The sequence below is a fragment of the Deinococcus sp. AJ005 genome (assembly GCF_009017495.1).
GTDB lineage: Bacteria > Deinococcota > Deinococci > Deinococcales > Deinococcaceae > Deinococcus.
Genome location: NZ_CP044990.1, coordinates 1,998,377 through 2,015,224 on the forward strand (window position 1 = coordinate 1,998,377; position 16,848 = coordinate 2,015,224).

The window sequence follows — 16,848 nt, forward strand, 5'->3', positions numbered from 1 at the left end:
TTCAGGGTGTGGGCACCTGCACATCAACCAGACCATTCACCGTGACGGGCGTGAGACGGCCCGTGGCAGTTCCGTCCCCGAGCGACCCAGAACTCCCTAAACCCCAGGCGCGAACCGTGCCATCGGCCAGAAGCACGGTGCTGAACCATGAGCCTGCAGAGAGTGAGACCACCCTCTCCAGACCGCCGACCAGGACGGGGGTGAGGCGGTTGACCGTGGTGCCGTCACCGACCTGACCGTAGGCGTTTTCGCCCCAGCTTCGGATCGTGCCGTCGCTGAGCGCCGCCAGGCTATGGTTCCCGGCGGCACTCAGGGAAACCACCCCAGTCAGACCAGTGACTGCTCTGGGGGTGAACCGGGACGTGGTGGTTCTGTCACCGAGCTGACCGGAGTCGTTAAGGCCCCAGGCTTGCACCGTGCCGTCCGTCATCAGTGCGAGAACGTGGGACACGCCGGCCGACAGGGACACCACGCCGCTCAGGGAAGGGACCGAGATGGGGTGGGTGATCCGATGGCCTTCGGCCATCGGATCATTGCCCAGTTGGCCATCGTAGTTGTTGCCCCAGGCGCGGACGGTGCCATCGGCCAGCAGCGCCAGGCTGAAATAGGTCCCAGCGGAGATCGACACCACGCCGCCCAGGTCAGCGACAGGTTTGGGAGTGAGCCAGGCGTTGAGCACTTGACCCAGGGTGTTGCTCCCCCACTCGACCACGGTGCCGTCGGCGAGCAGCGCCAGGCTGTGATCCCAGCCACCAGCCAGCGAGACCACGTCCTTCAGGCCGCCGATGACCACGGGCAGGTGTCGGTTGATGATGGTGCCGTCGCCGAGCTGGCCGGAGCTGTTGTCCCCCCAAACCTCAACCGTGCCGTCGTGCATCAGGGCGAGGCTGTGATTTCCGCCGCCGGCCACTGCAACCACGCCGGTCAGGCCAGTGACGGACCCAGGGGTGAGTCGGTCCGTGGTGGTGCCGTCACCGAGCTGGCCAGCAAAGTTGTAGCCCCAGGAACGCACTCCGTGATCCTTGAGCAAGGCCAGACCGTGGCTCAGCCCGGTGGCCAGCCCAGCACCCAGGGAGGAAACCCCGCTCACGGCCTGGGTGGCGCGGACCACGCCCCCGGCCGCGCAGGTGCCGCCGTCCCTGACCTGCAGGGTGTATGTCCCAGGTGCCTGCACCTCGACCCGGAACCGGTTGGCGTGGGCCGCGTCGCTAATGTCCGTGATCACCACGGCTTTGCTCGCACTGCACAGCACGGCGTCCACTGCGGCGGCGTCCGGCAGCACGTCGCCGACGCTGTCTCTGGCGTGAAGATCATAGTAGGCGGGCAGGCTGCGCCCGTTGACCGTGACGAACCGGACGTAATTCCCGTAGGTCCTGCTGGCACGGTTGAACTGCTGGACGGCGCTCTTCAGGGAGAGAGCCTTGGTGACTGGGGCCAGGGTCAAAGCCACGGAGGTCTGCTGGCCCGCTGCCAGCGTCTGTGTGACGGTACCCTGCGAGATCAGGACGGTGGTCCCGGTGCCTGGATCAATGCCGTAGGTGCTCACCCGGAAGGTGTGGTTTGCCGGACTCAGGGCGCTGAGGGTGATGGTGCAGACCGCCGAACCGCAGGGTGCCGCTTCGGATCCCAGGACATAGCTGGTGGCGGAACCCGCGTCGATCTGCACATCCACCCGCGTGGTGCGGACGCGGTTGACGTACTGCGCGGTCACCGCCTGTGGTGCCGGCAGGCTGAGCGTGATGGAGCTGGTGGTGGACGCCGGGCCAGATGGTGAACTCGTCGGTGCAGCGGAGGCCGGAACCGGAGTCGGGGTTCCGCAGGCCGCAAGGGGAAGGCACAGGAGCATCAGGGCAGGCAGGATTCGTTTGATCATCGGGGCCTCGGAGCGGCGGAGCGAATGGGGAGAGAAAGTGGGAACAGCGCATCCTGTCAGTGGGGTTCTGTCGCGTCTCTTACATAGATCTGGCCTGGCGAAAGCCGAGATTTTATTCCAACGCACGAGAAAATTTTGAGCGATACAGCAGCGTGCCGAACAACTCAGGCGGTTGCCCCTGCGACGCCCAGTAGGGGCCGTTCCGTCCACGTCCATGCCCTCACCTGCCCGCTCTGCGTGCCGAAGCACACCACGTCACCCATGACAAGCAGCGGGGTCAGCACCCGTTTGCCCACCCGCACCCGCTCAAGGACGCCCCCCTCCGGCGCGAAGCGCACCAGCATGCCCATCGACGTTCCGGCCAGCACCGTCCTGTCCGGCAGGCGCACCGCCAGGATCTGGTTGCGCCAGTGGTGGTCCAGCGGCCCCAGCACCGTCGTGACGTCCCGCGCCACGTCATAGACACACAACTGCCGCTCGGTGTCCTCGAAGAACACGTCCCCGCCTTGGTCATCCAACCGCAGGGTCACCGGCTCCCGCCCCAGATGCCGTTCCTCAAGCCGCAGGTCCGGTCCGGAGAGCATCAGCACGCGGTCTCCCGCACCCCGTTCGAGCCATGCCCGGTCCGGCGTGCCGAACGCGCCCCTGAACTGCCCGTCGGAGACCGGCGTGTCCAGCAGGCCGGGGAAGGCGAGTTCCGCGATGAGCGTGCCGTCGACGAGGGAGTGACAGGTCACGTGGTCATCCAGGAGGGTCATCAGGGCGTTCAAGGGGGCGTACAGCGCGGTGCGCCGGGGGCGGTGGGGCAGCCGCGTCATCCAGCGCCGCTCACCTGTCGCGGTGTCGAACGCCTGCAAGGGCGTGGAGTGCCGCCACTCACCGGTGACCAGCACGTCGGCCGTCCCGCACAGCCAGCCGGACCACGGCAGGGTGACAGCGGTCCATTGCGATTCACCCGTGTCGGCGTCCAGCGTCACGAGGCGGTCTGTGCCAGTCAGGAACGAGACCCGGCCCGGTGTGAGGTGCAGCTCATTCCAGCGCACCTGCGCGTGCCGGCGGCGCCAGCGTTCTTGACCGGTGACCGGATCAAGGGCCACCAGTTGCGTGCGGCGCACCGGGACGACGAGTTGCGCCGCACTGCTTTCGAGGGTGTGAACGCTGTGGTGCGCGTCATAGAACCAGACCGGGCGCAGAGGGTGGAGCGCAGGTGTTGGCGTGGTCATGGACGCCGCACAGCTTACTGGGAGCAGCCGCTCAGGCGGCACGATTTTGGGCGCGATGGTGAACCGCATTTCTGCACGCTGCTGACTCCGTCTGAACAGAGTTGGGATCTTCGTCATGCAGTGTCCTTCGGACAAGCTATCCCGTGCTCAAAAACGCAACGAGTTGCTCGCGCAGCGTCACGCCTTTTTTGCCAGTGATCTTTGTGGCCAGTGGTTCAAAGCCGTCCAGAGGGAGATCCAGAACACTGCGCAGGGTCAGCACAGTTCCCGATTCGCCCCGGTGCAGGGCGCGGGCCACCACATCCGGGTTGAGCAGGACGCCCATCACCTCTCGGCTCAGCGGCACGTCCGAAAGGCTGCGGTGCGTGCCGCCATACTCGGCGCGCATTGGCCGGCCCGGATTCTTCGGCGGGCGCAGGATCACGATGTCGGTGCCCTCGGTGAACTCGAGGGCGTCGCTCACGTCGATCTCGCTCCGCTGCCAGATGCGCAGGGCGGGGACGCCAAAGTTGGGATCAGTGACGTCGCTTAGACGTGGCCGGGTGTCGGGGGCGAGTTCGAGGGCATGCGTGCCCATCAGGATGCTGCCGGTTTCGAAGGTGCCCACCAGTGCGGACTCGCCCAACTCGTGCAGGCGCATCAGTTCGCGTTTCAGCCGGGCTTCGGCCCGTTCCCTCATCTGGGTGACTCGTCCCAGGGCCTCGGCGTGAATACGCCTGGCCTCCGGGGTCCACAACTCAGCGAGCCGCCGGGCATGCGCGCGGACGGCAAGCTGAATGCGTTCGTCGTCGATGGGTGCGGACTGGGCGTCATCTGCCTTCCCATGGGCGAGTGCCGTGACCGTGAGGCCCTGGACACGTTGGCCGGCGAGTTCTTTCCGGGTGGGAATCTGCGCGTCACCGCCCAAGACACCCACGGCGGCGGCCCACTCCCCCAGCAGCGCCGCCTCGTGCGCGCTGACGGAGCGGTTGCCCTGTCCCCGGGCCTGAACGATTTTCCAGCCCGCCTTTCCACCAGCTTCAGGGGCAAGTTCGACTGTAAGCACTGGAAGGCCAGCCAGCGGTTCCCTGGCGATCCCCTGAGGGCTTTCCCCGTTATCGAGGATCCGCACGATCAGGGCGGTGCCCTCACTGACCGCGTGGGCGTAGCCGCCCCAGCCCAAGCAGTGCGAGAGCGCCTGTCCATCACTCTCAAGGTCCAGGGGATGGCGGGCGAGTCGCACCTGCCACGCGCCGCCCGGCCACGAAAGGCAGCGCTCCAGCGCCAGGTTCTCCGGCGTCAGGTGAAAGGGGGGCTGGCCGCTGAGTTTCTCGTCCAGGGCTTCGGTGGAGACGCCGACTTCCGAGCAAGCCTCGGCGCGCAGCCAAGCAGCCGTGGCGGCGCGGATGTCGTTGTACCCGGCCAGCGCAGCGTAAACCTGTGGCAGGCCAGGAATCAGTTTCAGTTGCCCGTCGTCCAGTTCTGGTTCTTCCTTGCCAGGCCGGGCGCGGGCGCCGATCCGCAGGTGTCCACTGCTGGAAAGAATGGCTTCCAGGCCCGTGAGCGGCAGGGTGCCGTCCCGGCTCAGCTCACACAGGCTCCAGAAAACGTCACGGATCTCGGAGGTGGCATGAATCAGTTCGCGCTCTGCAAAGGCGCTGTCGTCCCCGGCTCCCCGGAGGGTAGGGATGAGCGCGCCGAGGTCCTGAGCAGCGGCGGCTTCAGTACCCAGGGTGCCGGCCGCCGTCATGTCGGCGGCGGCGCCCAGCAGCCAGGCTTCGCGCCTCGCGCGCCCCTCTCCCGCAGCGCGCAGGGTCAGGCCCAGGCCGCCTTCATGCATGGAATTGCCCTCCGCAAGCTGGGTTTCAAAGACTCCAGCTACCCTCTGCAACGTCCGGGCACTGACGTCCGGGGCCAGCCGGGCGAGCAGTACCTGAGCGCTACGCGCACCTTGCACGGCGCCGTCCACGGTGGCCGCCTCGAAGCCCCGGGCGGCAGGGGACAGCGTCCAGGCCAGCGCCTGACGCGCGCGGGCGATAAAGGCGGCCCCACTGGGGTCGCCCAGTTGTCTGCTGACCTGCTCCTGGATCTGGCCCAAGTACATCTCGTTCTGGCTGCGGCGCTTGACGCGGCTGCCTTTGTCCCAGGGGAGCAGGCCTGGGCAGGGATATCCAGTGAAGTCGCTCAGGGTGGCGCTGACCAACACGGCCGTTCGGATGTCCTCGGCCCACCACGCGGGGTTCTTTTCTGTCCCCGGTCCGCCGGGGTTCCAGCGGCGCAGGTCCCAGAGGTGCCAGCGGTCCTCGGCGCGCCGCATTCAGTGCATGTCATCCCGGTGGAGGGTGGCCCGGGTGCCGCTAGGCCAGCCGTGGGTAGGTCCGGGAGCATCTACCCATGACGCGCTCAGGTCAAGAACGCTGCGCAGCCCAAGGGCGCCGCGCAGCCGGCGGGTCAGGGCTTTGGAGGCGCGCGCATCTTCAGGATTCACGCCAGCCAGCGGAACGAGCAACTCCGGAAGGGCGGCACCGTCGGCCACGATCTGGGCGTAAAGTGCGCCGAGGACGGCGTCGAGGGTTTCTCTGGGCAGCAGTTGCCACGGCACAGCGGTGGCCTGCCCCAGCTTGACGGTGATCTGCCGGGGGCCAGCCAGGATGGCGGCGTTCTCTTCTAGGCCGTTCGCTGGATCAGCGGGTACGTCCACGCGCGTGATGAAGTGGCCCAGCGCCTTCTGGCGCAGAAGATGCCCGGCGATCACCAGGGACAGCAACGGGTTGTTGCGCCGCAGGGCGCGGGCGCTCTTGGTGAATGTGGTCAAGCTGGGAGGTCTCCGGGCATGTTGTTCAAGATGGTCATGATAGCCGCGCCTCGCTGCGCTCAGCGGTGTACATTCTGCGGCGCTGCATCTCGGAAAAGCCCTGACCTTGAGCACCTGATGCTCAGCGATGGACTGGTCAGTGAGAGTGGGTGCCCATCAACGGAAAATGCGTAGCACGTCTTCACTGATCTTCTGAATGAATTTGCGAACATAGAAGTCGATTTCGGTGGGATTCATGGGCCGCCATGTGCCGCCCTGGTCCCCTTTTTGCTCCCAACCGAATGAGTCGATGGTGGCCTTCAGGGTGTCCTCGGTCATCACCATTTCCTGGGCAAACATCTTCCCCGAGCCGATGTACACGGCCTGTCCTGTCGTGGCGGCCTCGATGAGCGCCGGTACGTTGGCCGGTGTGCAGGGCAGAATCTCGAGCTCCAACCCATACCAGGGATCATGACGATGCACGGTGGTTCCCTCCAGTCCGGCGCACCAGACGTCGTAGGCGGCAACCGCCGTCGACTCGTTGTCGTAGACGCCCAGCACACGCGGTGGGAAGAGCGTCGATGTGTGGGAAAAAAAGTGGTTGGACGCGATGATCAGGGTGACGACTTTGTCGCCGGCGTGGATATTTTGTGGGATGTAGTGGTACATGGTGGCTCTCCTGTGGTGTGGTTGGCAAAAGGCGCGGTGCCAGGATTCTCCCTGTGGGTGCCGCGCCTTTGTGCTGTGTGGGACATGGATTTTTGAATCATTCGACGGTGTGCTGATGACGCAGGACGCTCCCGCGCCGTCCTGGGGCTCAGACCATCAAATCCACGGACCAGTGCATGGCCCCGTCGCGCCACGCGTGGTGGATGTAGGCCAGCTTCTGGCTGGGGTCGACGTTGATGCCCCAGGAGGCTGCCGGAGAATGCGCAACCTGATCACCGAACAGCTCCACCCAGGCGTGCTCCGAAACGCGCGCCGGGTTCATCGGTACGGTGCCCACGCCCAAGACATCCACAGCGCTGTGCGCCACCCGGGTGACCAATCCAGCGCCAGCCACCAGAAACGGTGCAGGAAGGGTGTTTTAGGTCAAGAGAAGGACACAGGGCAACAGTTGGCTTATCAAAGTCACCGACTGGGCTTCCGAGCTATCGCCAGGAACACAGATTCCCGAACTTTCATTAGACCTCCTGCGAAAGTCCCTGGTCAAGCTGTATGAGTGATGCACAGCCGTCTGGAACGCACGCTGAAGATGAACCGCACGCGCTTCAAACGGCGTACCGGGATCTCCCCCGAGACCTTTGCCAAGATGGAAGCCGTCCTGACCCGGCGGGAACGCGCCAAAAAGAAATCCGGCAGGCCCGCCGCCCTCAGTCCTGGTGAACAGCTCCTCCTGACTCTTGAATTCTGGCGGGAATACCGCACCTTCGCTCACCTCGGCGACGATTGGAGTGTCCATGAAACCACCGTGCAGCGCACGGTGGAACGCGTCGAAACCGCCCTGATCCAGAGCGAAGAGTTCCGACTCCCCGGCAACAAGAGCCTGAAACAGGAAGAAAACGTCTTCCAAATCATCGCCGTGGATGCCGCTGAAACCCCATGTGAGCGGCCAATCAAAAAGCAACGCCGCTGGTACAGCGGCAAGAAGAAACGGCACACCCTGAAAACGCAAGTCGTGATCAGCGTCACCACCTGCATGATCCTGTCCGTTGCTCCCGCCTTCGGGTCCATGCATGACCTCACCCTGTTTCGGCATTCGGGCGTCCGTGTCCACCCCGAGACGGCGCTGATCGGCGATGCCGGCTACCAGGGCATCTGGCGGCATCACGGTCATTCGATCACACCGCACAAAGGAACAAAAGCAACACCGCTGACGCCTGAACAGCGTCAGCAGAATCGGGAACTGGCGTCGACCCGCAAGCGGGTCGAGCATGTCATTCGGCGTCTGAAGATTTTCCGCGTGCTGAAGGCCATATACCGTCACCGAAGGCGGCGCTTTTCCTTACGCGTCAATCTCATTGCGGCAGTGTGTAACCGCTCCATTGCCGGCGTGGCATGACTTTCGCATGAGGTCTACTGAGCCGGAGGAGGAGGCGATACTTTCCCTTGGCGGCCAACCATAAGCAGTCCCATTGAGCCTGCTCCAGCAGGGTCCAGCACAAGAATATTCGTTCAAGAGGCGACTGAGCACACTCTTGCTGACCAACTCAGCGCGGTGGAGTGCCGTCTTGGTCGCCGTGTCCAGGAACATGAAGAGCGCAGCCCCCAGGCTGCGCTGCTGATACGACGTGGCGGGGACGGCCAGGAACTCATCTGCCAGAATGCGGACGCGCTCCCCCGGAATCTGTGACTTTAACATTCCCAGATTCTCTCGGCTGGGAGCGCTTTGCGGTCAGTTATACAGGTGCAACTCCTGAGTAAAAATCTTGAGATTATTTATCTGCAAGGAGTGATGAATAGCTTTGTAGCCGACTTCAGCATTCGTCAGCCTGTCTCAGCAAATATCAACATGTTTTTTATCTATCAAATTCCAGTTCCCCGACTTACTCTTGCCTCCCCCCAGTTCCAACCCATCGTTCAGGCGGCGGCGCGGCTGATCCGCACCGCGCCGGAGTTTGATGACCTGGCAAAAGCGGCGCGGCAGACGGCGTAACCGACGAGGCGGGTCAGGCCGCTCTGCATGCCGAACTCGACGGGCGCGTGGCCCACCTGTATGGCCTGACCGAAGCCGAGTTCACCCACATCCTGGCCACCTTCCCCCTGGTGACGCAGAAGGTCAAGGACGCGGCCCTGGCAGCTTACCGGCGACTTGGTGGCGCTGCGCCTACTGAGGCCCCGCAAGGTGCCTTGCAAGGCTGAAACCGGCGGCGTAAGAGTCAGGCGAAACGTTGGATGACCCTGCCGATCTCGTGGGGGACCGACTCGTCGTTGACTGAAACACTGGAGGCTGCTGTATGCAGCCAGATATTCAAAATCCACACCAGAAACAGCCATTTTTGCCAGTTTGGCTGTCAATGGCTGTCAGGATTTTGTCCCTCTAGGGACAACAAATGAAAAAACCCGCGCTAGGCGGGTCTTTAATTGGTGGGCGGTATAGGACTTGAACCTACGACCTCTCGCGTGTGAAGCGAATGCTCTACCACTGAGCTAACCGCCCGAACCTGTTGAACGTCGCCGTGCTTGTGGTGGGCCTTGCCGGATTTGAACCGGCAACCAATCGGTTATGAGCCGACTGCTCTAACCGTTGAGCTAAAGGCCCGCAGCCTCTGGCACTTTCCTTCCAAACTGCCACGGGTGCGGCGGTTCTTCAGGCGAGGGGAAGTGTAGCAACGGCCCCGCAGCTTGTCAAACCCCGCATGTCGCCAGAAGCCCCAGTGGCGGGTACAGTGTGGGCCATGCGTGTTGTTCATGTGGCCTCGGAAGTGTTTCCATTCTCGCGTTCGGGCGGGCTGGGGGACGTGCTGGGCGTCCTACCGGAGGTGCTGGCGGGCCAGGGCGCCCAGACCACCGTGGTCTCGCCGTGGTACGGCTCGCTGGCGGGGCAGCCCACCGAGCTGTGGCGCGGCGTGCTGCCGGAGCTGACTTCCGGCCCTGCACCCATCTACGAGGTCCGGGTGGGCGAGATCGTTCGCAACAGCGTGCAGTACCTGTTTATCGACCTGCCGGAGTTTGACCGTCCGGGGCTGTATTTCGATGACGACGTCCACCGCTTCTGCCTGTTCGGGCGCACGGTGCTGTCGGTGCTTCATCAGATCGGGGTGGTGCCGGACGTGGTCCACGGGCATGACTGGCAATCGGGGCTGGTGGTGGCTTACGCGCATCTGGCCGGACTCAAGACCGTTTTCTCGGTGCATAACCTGCAATACCAGGGCCGCTGGAATATCGAAGAGGCCGCGCGCTGGACCGGCTTGCCGCAGTGGACGCTGGGGCCGGACGCGCTGGAATACCACGGCGATCTCAACCTGATGAAGGCCGGGCTGACCTTCGCAGACGCCGTGACCACCGTCAGCCCCACCTACGCCCAGGAAATCACCACCCCCGAATACGGCGAGGGCCTCCAGGGCCTGCTGATCCGCCTGACCATCGAGGGCCGTCTGAGCGGCATCCTGAACGGGCTGGACCAGGAGCGCTGGGACCCGCGCACCGACCCGGACGTGCCGCAGTTTGGGGACCCGGCGGGCAAGGCGGCGGCCACCGCGCTGCTGCGGAAAGAATTCGGGCTGGACGACGCGCCGATCCTGGGCGTGGTCAGTCGGCTGGCCGATCAGAAGGGGATTGATCTGCTGATCGAGGCGCTGCCTGAGCTGACTCCGCACTGGAACGTGGTGGTGCTGGGCGGTGGCGACCCGTTGCTGACCGCCGCGCTGTCAGGCTGGGCACAGCACCCGCGCGTGGCCTTCGTGGGCGGTCTGAACGAACCGCTGGCCCACCGCATCTACGCCGGGGCCGACATCTTCGCCATGCCCAGCCGTTTCGAGCCGTGCGGGCTGTCCCAGATGATCTCCATGCGCTACGGCACGCTGCCGGTGGTGCGCCTGACAGGTGGGCTGGTGGACACCGTGCCCGCCGACATCGGCTTCCGCTTTGCCGACGCCACCCCGCAGGCACTGAGCGCCGCCTGTGCCGAGGCCCGCGCCGAATATGACCGCCCGGACGCGTGGCAGGCCCGCATGGAACGTGCGATGGCGCTGGACTTTAGCTGGCAGGGTCCGGCGGCGCAGTACATGACCCTGTACGAGCGACTGAGCCGGTGAGCTTCAGGATTCAAACTCTGCCGCCCGCCGAACTGCTGCCCGCCTTCGCGGCCCTGTACGGCGCGTCCCCGGAGGACCTGGCCTGGATGGCCGTCGCCTGCACGGCAGGTTTCGTGGCGCTGGATGACGGGGAGGAACTGCTGGGCGCGATCGGCACCCGGCCCAGCCCGCAGCACGGCGCGGAACTGGTGGGCGGCGTGTTCCCTGGCCCGCAGCGCGATGACGTGGCGCTGGCCCTGATCCGGGCGGCCCATGAAGCGGTGGGACGGGTCTACGTGTTCGCAGAGGGCTACCTCTTCCCCGCCGAGGCGCTCCTCTCCGCCGGGCTGCGCGAGGTAGGCGCGTACCGCCGCCTGAGCGGGCGCGTGCCGTACCGCCATGTGGACCCGCCCGCTGGTGTGCAGTTGCTGCCACTGGCCGGGGTGCTGGACGCCGAGACCCGGCTGCAAGCTCTACAAACCTACGAGGACCGCGTCGGCCACCATGCCGTGACCTCCGATGCGACGGCGGACGGCGCAGGCGGCTTCGATTCGCACCTCAGCGTGGTTGCGCTGGACGACACGGGGCGCGGCGTGGGCGTGTGCCGCGCGGCCATCGAGGACGGCGAGGCGCGGATAGACTCGCCCGGCGTGGCCTCCGAGTGGCGGCATACCCATTTGCGCGCCGCGCTGCTGAACGAGGCCAATACCCGGCTGCGTGCGGCAGGCATCACGCGGGTCAACGTGGATTCCTGGGGTGACACGGCAGAGGAACTGGCGCATGACCTGAAACTGGGTCTGGACATCCGGGAGGAAACGCCGATTCTGGCGCTGGGGTAACGGGTGAACGTTGCCCCCACATCCCCGCCCCCTGGCCTGCTAGCATTCCGCCCGTGACTCTGGCTGTCGTCCTCGTTTCCCCCAAAACCCCCGGCAATATCGGCTCGGCGGCCCGCGCCATGTTGAATATGGGCGCCAAAGACCTGCGGCTGGTGGCCCCGCGCTGCAACCATCTGGATTCAGGGGCGGTGGCGATGGCCGTCCACGCCGCCGATCTGCTGCGTGGCGCGACGATTTACCCCACCCTACGTGAGGCGCTGGCGGACCGCGATCTGAGCGTGGGCACCAGCGCCCGCATCCGCTCTGATCTGCCGCAGCCGCAGCATCCGGCACAGATCCGGCCCTTCGTGCGCGCGGCCACCGCCCCGGCCCTGGTCTTTGGGCCAGAGGAATCGGGCCTGACCAACGCCGATCTGGAGCAGTGCCAGATGACCGTCCGCATTCCCACCGGGGATTACGCCAGCCTGAATCTGGCGCAGGCGGTGCTGCTGGTCTGCTACGAGTTCCTGCAAGGCCAGGACGAACCTCTGGACCGCACCCGCAAGACTGCCACGCGCGAGGAGATGGAGGCCATGTACGGCCACCTGCACGACACCATGCACCTGATTGGCTACACCGACGCCGTGCGCGCCCGCCACACCCTGCGCCTGTGGCGCGCACTGCTGGACCGCGCCCTGATGAACAGCGCCGAGAGCCGCCTGTTCCGGGGTCTGCTGCGACAGGTGCAGTGGAAGGTGGAGGACGCGGCAAAACGCGGCACGACGGAGCCGAGGCCAGGGCAGGCGGTCGAGGCTCTGGATCAGGATTGAGCGGGCTGGAATCTCAATCCGGCTTGGAAGACAGCGATTCCAGCCACGCCACCGCCTCTGACGCGTCCAGCAGGCGTGCGCCGCGTTCGGGGGGAAACCAGGCCAGCAGCTTTGCCTGTGCTGCCGCCTCGGCTCCAGACTGAGGGTCTACTGCGAAGATGACCTTGTGATCGCCGTCCAGCAGAGAGAGCAAGCCCAGCACGGGCATCTCCAGCACGGTTCCCACCTTCAGGGCTGGCCCCAACCATACGGCGTCAATCTCCGCACCGTCGGCGGGATTCAGCGTGCCCGGCAGACAGCCGTAGTTGACTGGGGCTGGATAAGGCTCGGTTCGCAGCGGCTCAATTCTGCCCTCACGCCACACGAACCGCTCGCGCGTTCCCGCCGTCCACTCCACCACGCCCCGGTAAGAGCCAGGAATCAGGGCAGGACCTCGTACAACTCCACCTGCCGCATCACCGCGCCGCCAAAACTCAGCACCGCGCGGTATGCGCCCTCATCGGGGGCGGTCAGCTTGAAGGTCGCCGTGCGCTGGCTGGCATCCAGATACACGCTGTCGCTGCCGATGGCGCGGGTGCTGTCGAACCAGTTCACGCTCAGGTAACCCGGCTCGAAACGGCCATCCACTGTGGCGGTCACGGTCAATTGATCTCCGTCGCGCTTGAGGCTGGCGTCCGTGACGCGTGGTGGCAGATTCGGGGCCACCACCGGGGGCAGCAGCGGCACGAAGTTGTAGCGGCACCCACCAAGGCCCAGGGTCATCGGCAGGGCCAGGACACACAGCAGGGCGGGACGCAGAAAAGCGGGCATGGCGGCATGCTAGAGCCTTCAGGTGTGAATGCATCCAGGAAAGCCCGGACGACTGCGGGATGGCGGGAGCCGGGCGTCCTCTCCTCTTCCCTAGAGCGGGTAAGTTGGGGCAGTGCCGACTTGGTTCAGAGCAGCAAACCTCAAGCCAAAAAGGCTCTACCAGCTTTTCGGATCGCTTTCCAGTTCCTCTGCGAGCAGCCACAACTGGCGGCCATGCCCGGCGGCGTCGCGCTGGGCGTCGAGCATCACGCGCTCCAGCTCGCCGCTCAGGCGGGGGTGGCGACGGCGGAAATGCTCGAAGTCGCACAGCAGCAGGCCCAGGCGGGGGGGCCGCACTTCAGCATCGGTCAGCACGTCGTACAGGGCGTCCCAGTTGCGCCCGAAACTGTCGGTCAGGGCCAGACCGCGCAGCACCGCCAGCATGAGGGATTCCTTGTCATGCACGTCCAGAAAACTGATTTCCCGCAGAGACACCTGATAGCCAGCGGCCAGGATGCGCGGATCGTGCGGGGCCTTCTGAATGCCTTCCGGGGCCTGATCGAACACTTGCATCACGGGCGAATCCTCCTGAAGCTGGCGTAGTGATCGGCGGTGTAATAGCACTCGGCGGTGCTGGTCACGGGCTGGCCGCCGCACACGATGCGCCGCGCGCCCCGGTCCCCCTCGCCGGGGGTGGGCACGGTGTATTCGCGGTAGTAGCCGCTGTTCTGCCGGGGCAGGATGCGCTCGCGGTTGCCAAAGGTTACGCCGTCCTTGCTGTAGCGGAATTTCCCGCCCTGGGAAATGGTCCGCAAAAGCTGCGTGCCCTCACGCGGCAATTCACTGGCATTGACCCAGTTCAGGCCGCTCTGCGGGTCACGGCTGGCGGTCTGATTCTGCTGGGGCTGTGGGGTCTGGGTTTGCTGAACCTGAGTCTGGGCCGGAGGTTGACTCTGCGCCGTCTCCTGACCCTTGGCAGGCAGATCGCACGCGGCGAGGAACACAGCCAGCAGGGGGGTCAGGAAAAGGGCGCGGAAGTTCACGTCCCTCACTCTAGAGCGCCCGCGCGTCCAGCCAGATGAGGAGGTCAGGCATGACCCCAAGCAAACCCTTGTAAGTCTGCTGCTCTAGCGTCATGGTCCGTAGCGCCGCAGCCAGCGCACTGGCCTGGGCTGGGGTTTGAGCGGCGAGGTGCAGCGGATAAAGGTAGGGCCGGATGGTGAACAGCGCCCCGTGCGCCGCCGGAAAGCCGATCAGCGTCTGCCGCTCCACGCGCAGGAAAGCTGTATTGGGGTCAAATGGGGCCTCCGCCTCCACGGTACTGGGATGATGGTCCAGCCGATCATCCGGCGCGACACCCCAGGCGAAGCGCACGAAGGGGCCGCGCCCGATCACCGCGTCCATCAGCCGAGGCGCGGTGGCGTTCATGGGGCCACTGCCCGCCACCGGGGAATGCACCGCCACGAAGTCCCGCCCCAGCTTGTCGCGGGGGTCCCAGCGCTCCGGTGACAGCACATGCGTGGCTGCCAGCCAGTCGCGCCCAGTCTGCCCGTCACGCGCGATGATGGCGAGGTCTTCCTGTGCATTCAGGCACAGGAAATCCAGTGCGCCCAGCGGTTCGAGGTCACCACGCAACCCAGCCAGCGGTGCGTCGAAACGGCGCAGGTCCGCCACTCTCCCCCAGCACAAATCCAGCCGCGCCTCCCAGCCCAGCAGGGAATTGTAAAACGTCTGACCGTCCCAGGTCATCGCCCCGCCACTCTCGGCAGCCAGGGTGCGTGCGGTGAATTTAAGGGCTGCCCCACGCAGTTCGGGAGACAGGTTCGCCTCGCCCGCGTATTCGTGCAAGGCCCGGCGGTGGGCCGCCCACTTGCTGACCACGAACCGTTCGTAATCGTCATCCAGCGAGAAGGTGTGCATTTCCGCCGCGCCGTCCTCGCGCCAGGGGATCACCTGACCTGTCGAAGCCGCCCCCAACCGGAACAGCCCTGCCGAAACGGTATACATGCCGTTCAGGAAGGGGCGATAAATAGTGGGCGCGGGCATGGGGAAATTGTGGCAGATGGAGGGCCGCCCCCTCTCACCTTCCAATTCTGGAAACGCGTCCGCGTTAGCCTGAAGCCATGCCTGAACGTCCCCGGCGACTGCGCCGCACCCCCGCCCTGCGCGCCCTGACCCGCGAAGTCCATCTCAGCCCGGCGCACTTTATCTACCCGATCTTCGTCCATGAACTGCCGGACGAGTCTCCCATCGCATCCATGCCCGGCATCAGTCGCCACAGCATTAACGGCGCGGTGGCGCAGGCGCGTGAGGCCCTGCGGCTGGGCGTTCCCAGCGTGATCCTGTTTGGCATTCCTGACCACAAGGACGCACACGGCAGCGGCGCGTATGCCGAGGATGGCATCATCCAGCGGGCCACGCGCGCGATCAAGGCGGCAGTGCCGGAACTGACGGTCATGGCCGACACCTGCCTGTGCGAGTACACCGATCACGGCCACTGCGGCCCGCTGTGCGAGGTGCCCGGCCAGAGCGGCGCGGAAGCATGGACGGTGGACAATGACCGCAGCCTGGAACTGCTGGCCCTAACCGCTGTTTCGCAGGCCCGCGCAGGGGCCGATGTGGTGGCCCCCAGCGCCATGATGGACGGGCAGGTGGGGGCCATCCGCGCGGCGCTGGACGCGGCAGGCTTCAGCGATATTCCGATCATGAGCTACGCGGTCAAGTACGCCAGCGCGTATTACGGCCCCTTCCGCGACGCGGCAGGCAGCACCCCCAGCGTGGGCAACCGCGCCACCTACCAGATGGACCCGGCGGGCGGCCACCGTGAGGCGCTGCGTGAGGCCCGGTTGGATGCCGAGCAGGGCGCGGACACGCTGATGGTCAAGCCCGCGCTGGCCTACCTGGATGTGGTTCGCCTGCTGCGCGACAATTTTGACCTTCCACTGGTGGTCTACAACGTCAGCGGCGAATATTCGCTGGTCAAGGCGGCGGCGCAACTGGGCTTCATGGACGAGCGCCGCACCGTACTGGAAAACCTGACCGCCATGCGCCGCGCCGGGGCCGACTCGATCATCACGTACCATGCGCTGGACGCTGCCCGCTGGCTGCGCGAGGACGTGTTGCAGGAAGACGCCCTGCGGCCAATTACGGAGCCAACTTTGGAGACAACCCAGGAGACAGTGACGTCCACGCAAGACACCGTGCCGGAGAATGGCGCGTGATCTCTTCCTCCAGCCCGAAGCATGAAAACCCTATTCGCGTGGACTGGATTCCCACCGGCCTGTGGCCCGGACGGCTGGGCCTGACCTTTGCCCCCGGCAAGAAGGGCCGCAGCGTGGTTCAGAAGGGCGTGACGCATGACCGCGACGTGTACGGCGACATGCAAACCCTGGCGGCAGACGGCGTAAACGTCCTGGCCCCGCTGATTGAGGACTTCGAGTTCGACATGCTGGGCATGGACGGCTACCACGCCGCCGCCGATCTGAACAATCTGGAAGTCAAGGCCTACGCCATCCCCGATCAACACGCCCCTGGCAAGCGCACCGATTTTGCCGCCTTCATTGACGAACTGATGACCGATCTGCTGGATGGGCGCGGCGTGGTGGTCCACTGCCGGGGCGGACTGGGCCGCGCGGGACTGGCCGCCGCCTGCCTGCTGGTGCAGGGCGGCATGACAGCGGACCGGGCCATCGAACTGGTCAGAGAAACCCGTGACCGCAAGGCCATCGAAACGAGCGAGCAGATGCAATTCGTCCACGACTTCGCAGACGCCCTGCCCGTCCAGCACCGCTCCTGAAAGCTCCCGC

At 65.5% G+C, this 16,848-nt stretch carries 18 protein-coding genes, 2 tRNA genes and 1 pseudogene; 6 read left to right on the plus strand and 15 right to left on the minus strand.

Annotation, left to right across the window (positions count from 1 at the left end):
• Nucleotide 1: 1 nt before the first annotated feature.
• The 6 genes from DAAJ005_RS11520 to DAAJ005_RS11545 all read right to left on the minus strand — a co-directional run bounded on the left by DAAJ005_RS11520 (nucleotide 2) and on the right by DAAJ005_RS11545 (nucleotide 6,890).
• Complete coding sequence (locus DAAJ005_RS11520) at nucleotides 2–1,873, minus strand: hypothetical protein (RefSeq protein ID WP_192930740.1); 1,872 nt, start codon at nucleotides 1,871–1,873, stop codon at nucleotides 2–4.
• Between the two features lie 164 nt (nucleotides 1,874–2,037).
• A complete protein-coding gene (locus DAAJ005_RS11525) occupies nucleotides 2,038–3,096 on the minus strand; it encodes a PQQ-binding-like beta-propeller repeat protein (RefSeq protein WP_192930741.1) in 1,059 nt (352 codons plus the stop codon).
• Nucleotides 3,097–3,232: 136 nt separating this feature from the next.
• On the minus strand, nucleotides 3,233–5,392 hold the full coding sequence (locus tag DAAJ005_RS11530; protein WP_151847227.1) for a hypothetical protein: 2,160 nt from the start codon (nucleotides 5,390–5,392) through the stop codon (nucleotides 3,233–3,235).
• On the minus strand, nucleotides 5,393–5,890 hold the full coding sequence (locus tag DAAJ005_RS18960; protein ID WP_192930742.1) for a hypothetical protein: 498 nt from the start codon (nucleotides 5,888–5,890) through the stop codon (nucleotides 5,393–5,395).
• A 156-nt stretch (nucleotides 5,891–6,046) separates the two neighbouring features.
• Nucleotides 6,047–6,538, minus strand: a complete 492-nt coding sequence (locus tag DAAJ005_RS11540) for a hypothetical protein (protein WP_151847229.1) — start codon at nucleotides 6,536–6,538, stop codon at nucleotides 6,047–6,049.
• 148 nt (nucleotides 6,539–6,686) lie between these two features.
• Nucleotides 6,687–6,890, minus strand: a complete 204-nt coding sequence (locus DAAJ005_RS11545) for a hypothetical protein (protein WP_151847230.1) — start codon at nucleotides 6,888–6,890, stop codon at nucleotides 6,687–6,689.
• Nucleotides 6,891–7,094: 204 nt separating this feature from the next.
• Between DAAJ005_RS11545 and DAAJ005_RS11550 the strand changes: the two genes are divergently transcribed.
• The gene (locus tag DAAJ005_RS11550) at nucleotides 7,095–7,931 is read left to right on the plus strand and encodes an IS5 family transposase (RefSeq protein ID WP_226342400.1); all 837 of its coding nucleotides are present in this window, start codon (nucleotides 7,095–7,097) and stop codon (nucleotides 7,929–7,931) included.
• A gap of 16 nt (nucleotides 7,932–7,947) precedes the next feature.
• Here DAAJ005_RS11550 and DAAJ005_RS19185 read toward each other — a convergent pair.
• From DAAJ005_RS19185 to DAAJ005_RS11565, 4 genes and pseudogenes are all read right to left on the minus strand, one after another.
• Nucleotides 7,948–8,231, minus strand: a pseudogene (locus tag DAAJ005_RS19185) (IS701 family transposase); the annotation flags it as partial.
• Nucleotides 8,232–8,449: 218 nt separating this feature from the next.
• Nucleotides 8,450–8,614 carry a hypothetical protein gene (locus DAAJ005_RS18965; protein WP_192930743.1) on the minus strand — a complete coding sequence of 55 codons (165 nt, stop codon included), beginning with the start codon at nucleotides 8,612–8,614 and terminating at the stop codon, nucleotides 8,450–8,452.
• A 340-nt stretch (nucleotides 8,615–8,954) separates the two neighbouring features.
• Nucleotides 8,955–9,029: transfer RNA gene (locus DAAJ005_RS11560), tRNA-Val, on the minus strand.
• Nucleotides 9,030–9,055: 26 nt separating this feature from the next.
• Nucleotides 9,056–9,131, minus strand: a tRNA-Ile gene (locus DAAJ005_RS11565).
• A gap of 136 nt (nucleotides 9,132–9,267) precedes the next feature.
• Between DAAJ005_RS11565 and DAAJ005_RS11570 the strand changes: the two genes are divergently transcribed.
• From DAAJ005_RS11570 to DAAJ005_RS11580, 3 genes are read left to right on the plus strand one after another with little or no spacing between them, the layout of a single operon-like run.
• Nucleotides 9,268–10,626, plus strand: coding sequence for a glycogen synthase (locus DAAJ005_RS11570; protein WP_151847232.1), 1,359 nt, complete (start codon nucleotides 9,268–9,270; stop codon nucleotides 10,624–10,626).
• Nucleotides 10,623–11,444, plus strand: a complete 822-nt coding sequence (locus tag DAAJ005_RS11575) for a hypothetical protein (RefSeq protein ID WP_151847233.1) — start codon at nucleotides 10,623–10,625, stop codon at nucleotides 11,442–11,444. Before DAAJ005_RS11570 ends, DAAJ005_RS11575 begins: the two co-directional genes overlap by 4 nt.
• A 53-nt stretch (nucleotides 11,445–11,497) precedes the next feature.
• Nucleotides 11,498–12,253, plus strand: coding sequence for an RNA methyltransferase (locus DAAJ005_RS11580; protein WP_151847234.1), 756 nt, complete (start codon nucleotides 11,498–11,500; stop codon nucleotides 12,251–12,253).
• 13 nt (nucleotides 12,254–12,266) lie between these two features.
• On the opposite strand, the gene DAAJ005_RS11585 is transcribed toward DAAJ005_RS11580, so the two are convergent.
• The 5 genes from DAAJ005_RS11585 to DAAJ005_RS11605 all read right to left on the minus strand — a co-directional run bounded on the left by DAAJ005_RS11585 (nucleotide 12,267) and on the right by DAAJ005_RS11605 (nucleotide 15,088).
• Entirely contained in the window at nucleotides 12,267–12,653 is a 387-nt protein-coding gene (locus DAAJ005_RS11585; RefSeq protein WP_370519706.1) for an inorganic diphosphatase, read from the minus strand.
• Nucleotides 12,654–12,673: 20 nt separating this feature from the next.
• The gene (locus tag DAAJ005_RS11590) at nucleotides 12,674–13,063 is read right to left on the minus strand and encodes a hypothetical protein (RefSeq protein ID WP_226342401.1); all 390 of its coding nucleotides are present in this window, start codon (nucleotides 13,061–13,063) and stop codon (nucleotides 12,674–12,676) included.
• Between the two features lie 156 nt (nucleotides 13,064–13,219).
• Nucleotides 13,220–13,615: a barstar family protein gene (locus DAAJ005_RS11595; RefSeq protein ID WP_370519825.1), complete on the minus strand. Its 396-nt coding sequence runs from the start codon at nucleotides 13,613–13,615 to the stop codon at nucleotides 13,220–13,222.
• Nucleotides 13,615–14,085, minus strand: coding sequence for a ribonuclease domain-containing protein (locus tag DAAJ005_RS11600; protein WP_226342402.1), 471 nt, complete (start codon nucleotides 14,083–14,085; stop codon nucleotides 13,615–13,617). Before DAAJ005_RS11600 ends, DAAJ005_RS11595 begins: the two co-directional genes overlap by 1 nt.
• 10 nt (nucleotides 14,086–14,095) lie before the next feature.
• The gene (locus DAAJ005_RS11605; protein ID WP_151847237.1) at nucleotides 14,096–15,088 is read right to left on the minus strand and encodes a heme-dependent oxidative N-demethylase subunit alpha family protein; all 993 of its coding nucleotides are present in this window, start codon (nucleotides 15,086–15,088) and stop codon (nucleotides 14,096–14,098) included.
• 77 nt (nucleotides 15,089–15,165) lie between these two features.
• Between DAAJ005_RS11605 and hemB the strand changes: the two genes are divergently transcribed.
• Entirely contained in the window at nucleotides 15,166–16,263 is a 1,098-nt protein-coding gene (hemB, locus tag DAAJ005_RS11610) for a porphobilinogen synthase (protein WP_151847238.1), read from the plus strand.
• Complete coding sequence (locus tag DAAJ005_RS11615; RefSeq protein WP_226342403.1) at nucleotides 16,260–16,838, plus strand: cyclin-dependent kinase inhibitor 3 family protein; 579 nt, start codon at nucleotides 16,260–16,262, stop codon at nucleotides 16,836–16,838. The genes hemB and DAAJ005_RS11615 overlap by 4 nt, the downstream gene beginning before the upstream one ends.
• Nucleotides 16,839–16,848 lie beyond the last annotated feature (10 nt).

What these genes read in the sequence shown, in the direction of transcription:
- DAAJ005_RS11520 (WP_192930740.1), bottom strand. Translation starts at nt 1,873, where the DNA reads ATGATCAAACGAATCCTGCCTGCCCTGATGCTCCTGTGCCTTCCCCTT.
- DAAJ005_RS11525 (WP_192930741.1), bottom strand. Translation starts at nt 3,096, where the DNA reads ATGACCACGCCAACACCTGCGCTCCACCCTCTGCGCCCGGTCTGGTTC.
- DAAJ005_RS11530 (WP_151847227.1), bottom strand. Translation starts at nt 5,392, where the DNA reads ATGCGGCGCGCCGAGGACCGCTGGCACCTCTGGGACCTGCGCCGCTGG.
- DAAJ005_RS11540 (WP_151847229.1), bottom strand. Translation starts at nt 6,538, where the DNA reads ATGTACCACTACATCCCACAAAATATCCACGCCGGCGACAAAGTCGTC.
- DAAJ005_RS11550 (WP_226342400.1), top strand. Translation starts at nt 7,095, where the DNA reads ATGCACAGCCGTCTGGAACGCACGCTGAAGATGAACCGCACGCGCTTC.
- DAAJ005_RS11570 (WP_151847232.1), top strand. Translation starts at nt 9,268, where the DNA reads ATGCGTGTTGTTCATGTGGCCTCGGAAGTGTTTCCATTCTCGCGTTCG.
- DAAJ005_RS11590 (WP_226342401.1), bottom strand. Translation starts at nt 13,063, where the DNA reads ATGCCCGCTTTTCTGCGTCCCGCCCTGCTGTGTGTCCTGGCCCTGCCG.
- DAAJ005_RS11595 (WP_370519825.1), bottom strand. Translation starts at nt 13,615, where the DNA reads ATGCAAGTGTTCGATCAGGCCCCGGAAGGCATTCAGAAGGCCCCGCAC.
- DAAJ005_RS11605 (WP_151847237.1), bottom strand. Translation starts at nt 15,088, where the DNA reads ATGCCCGCGCCCACTATTTATCGCCCCTTCCTGAACGGCATGTATACC.
- hemB (WP_151847238.1), top strand. Translation starts at nt 15,166, where the DNA reads ATGCCTGAACGTCCCCGGCGACTGCGCCGCACCCCCGCCCTGCGCGCC.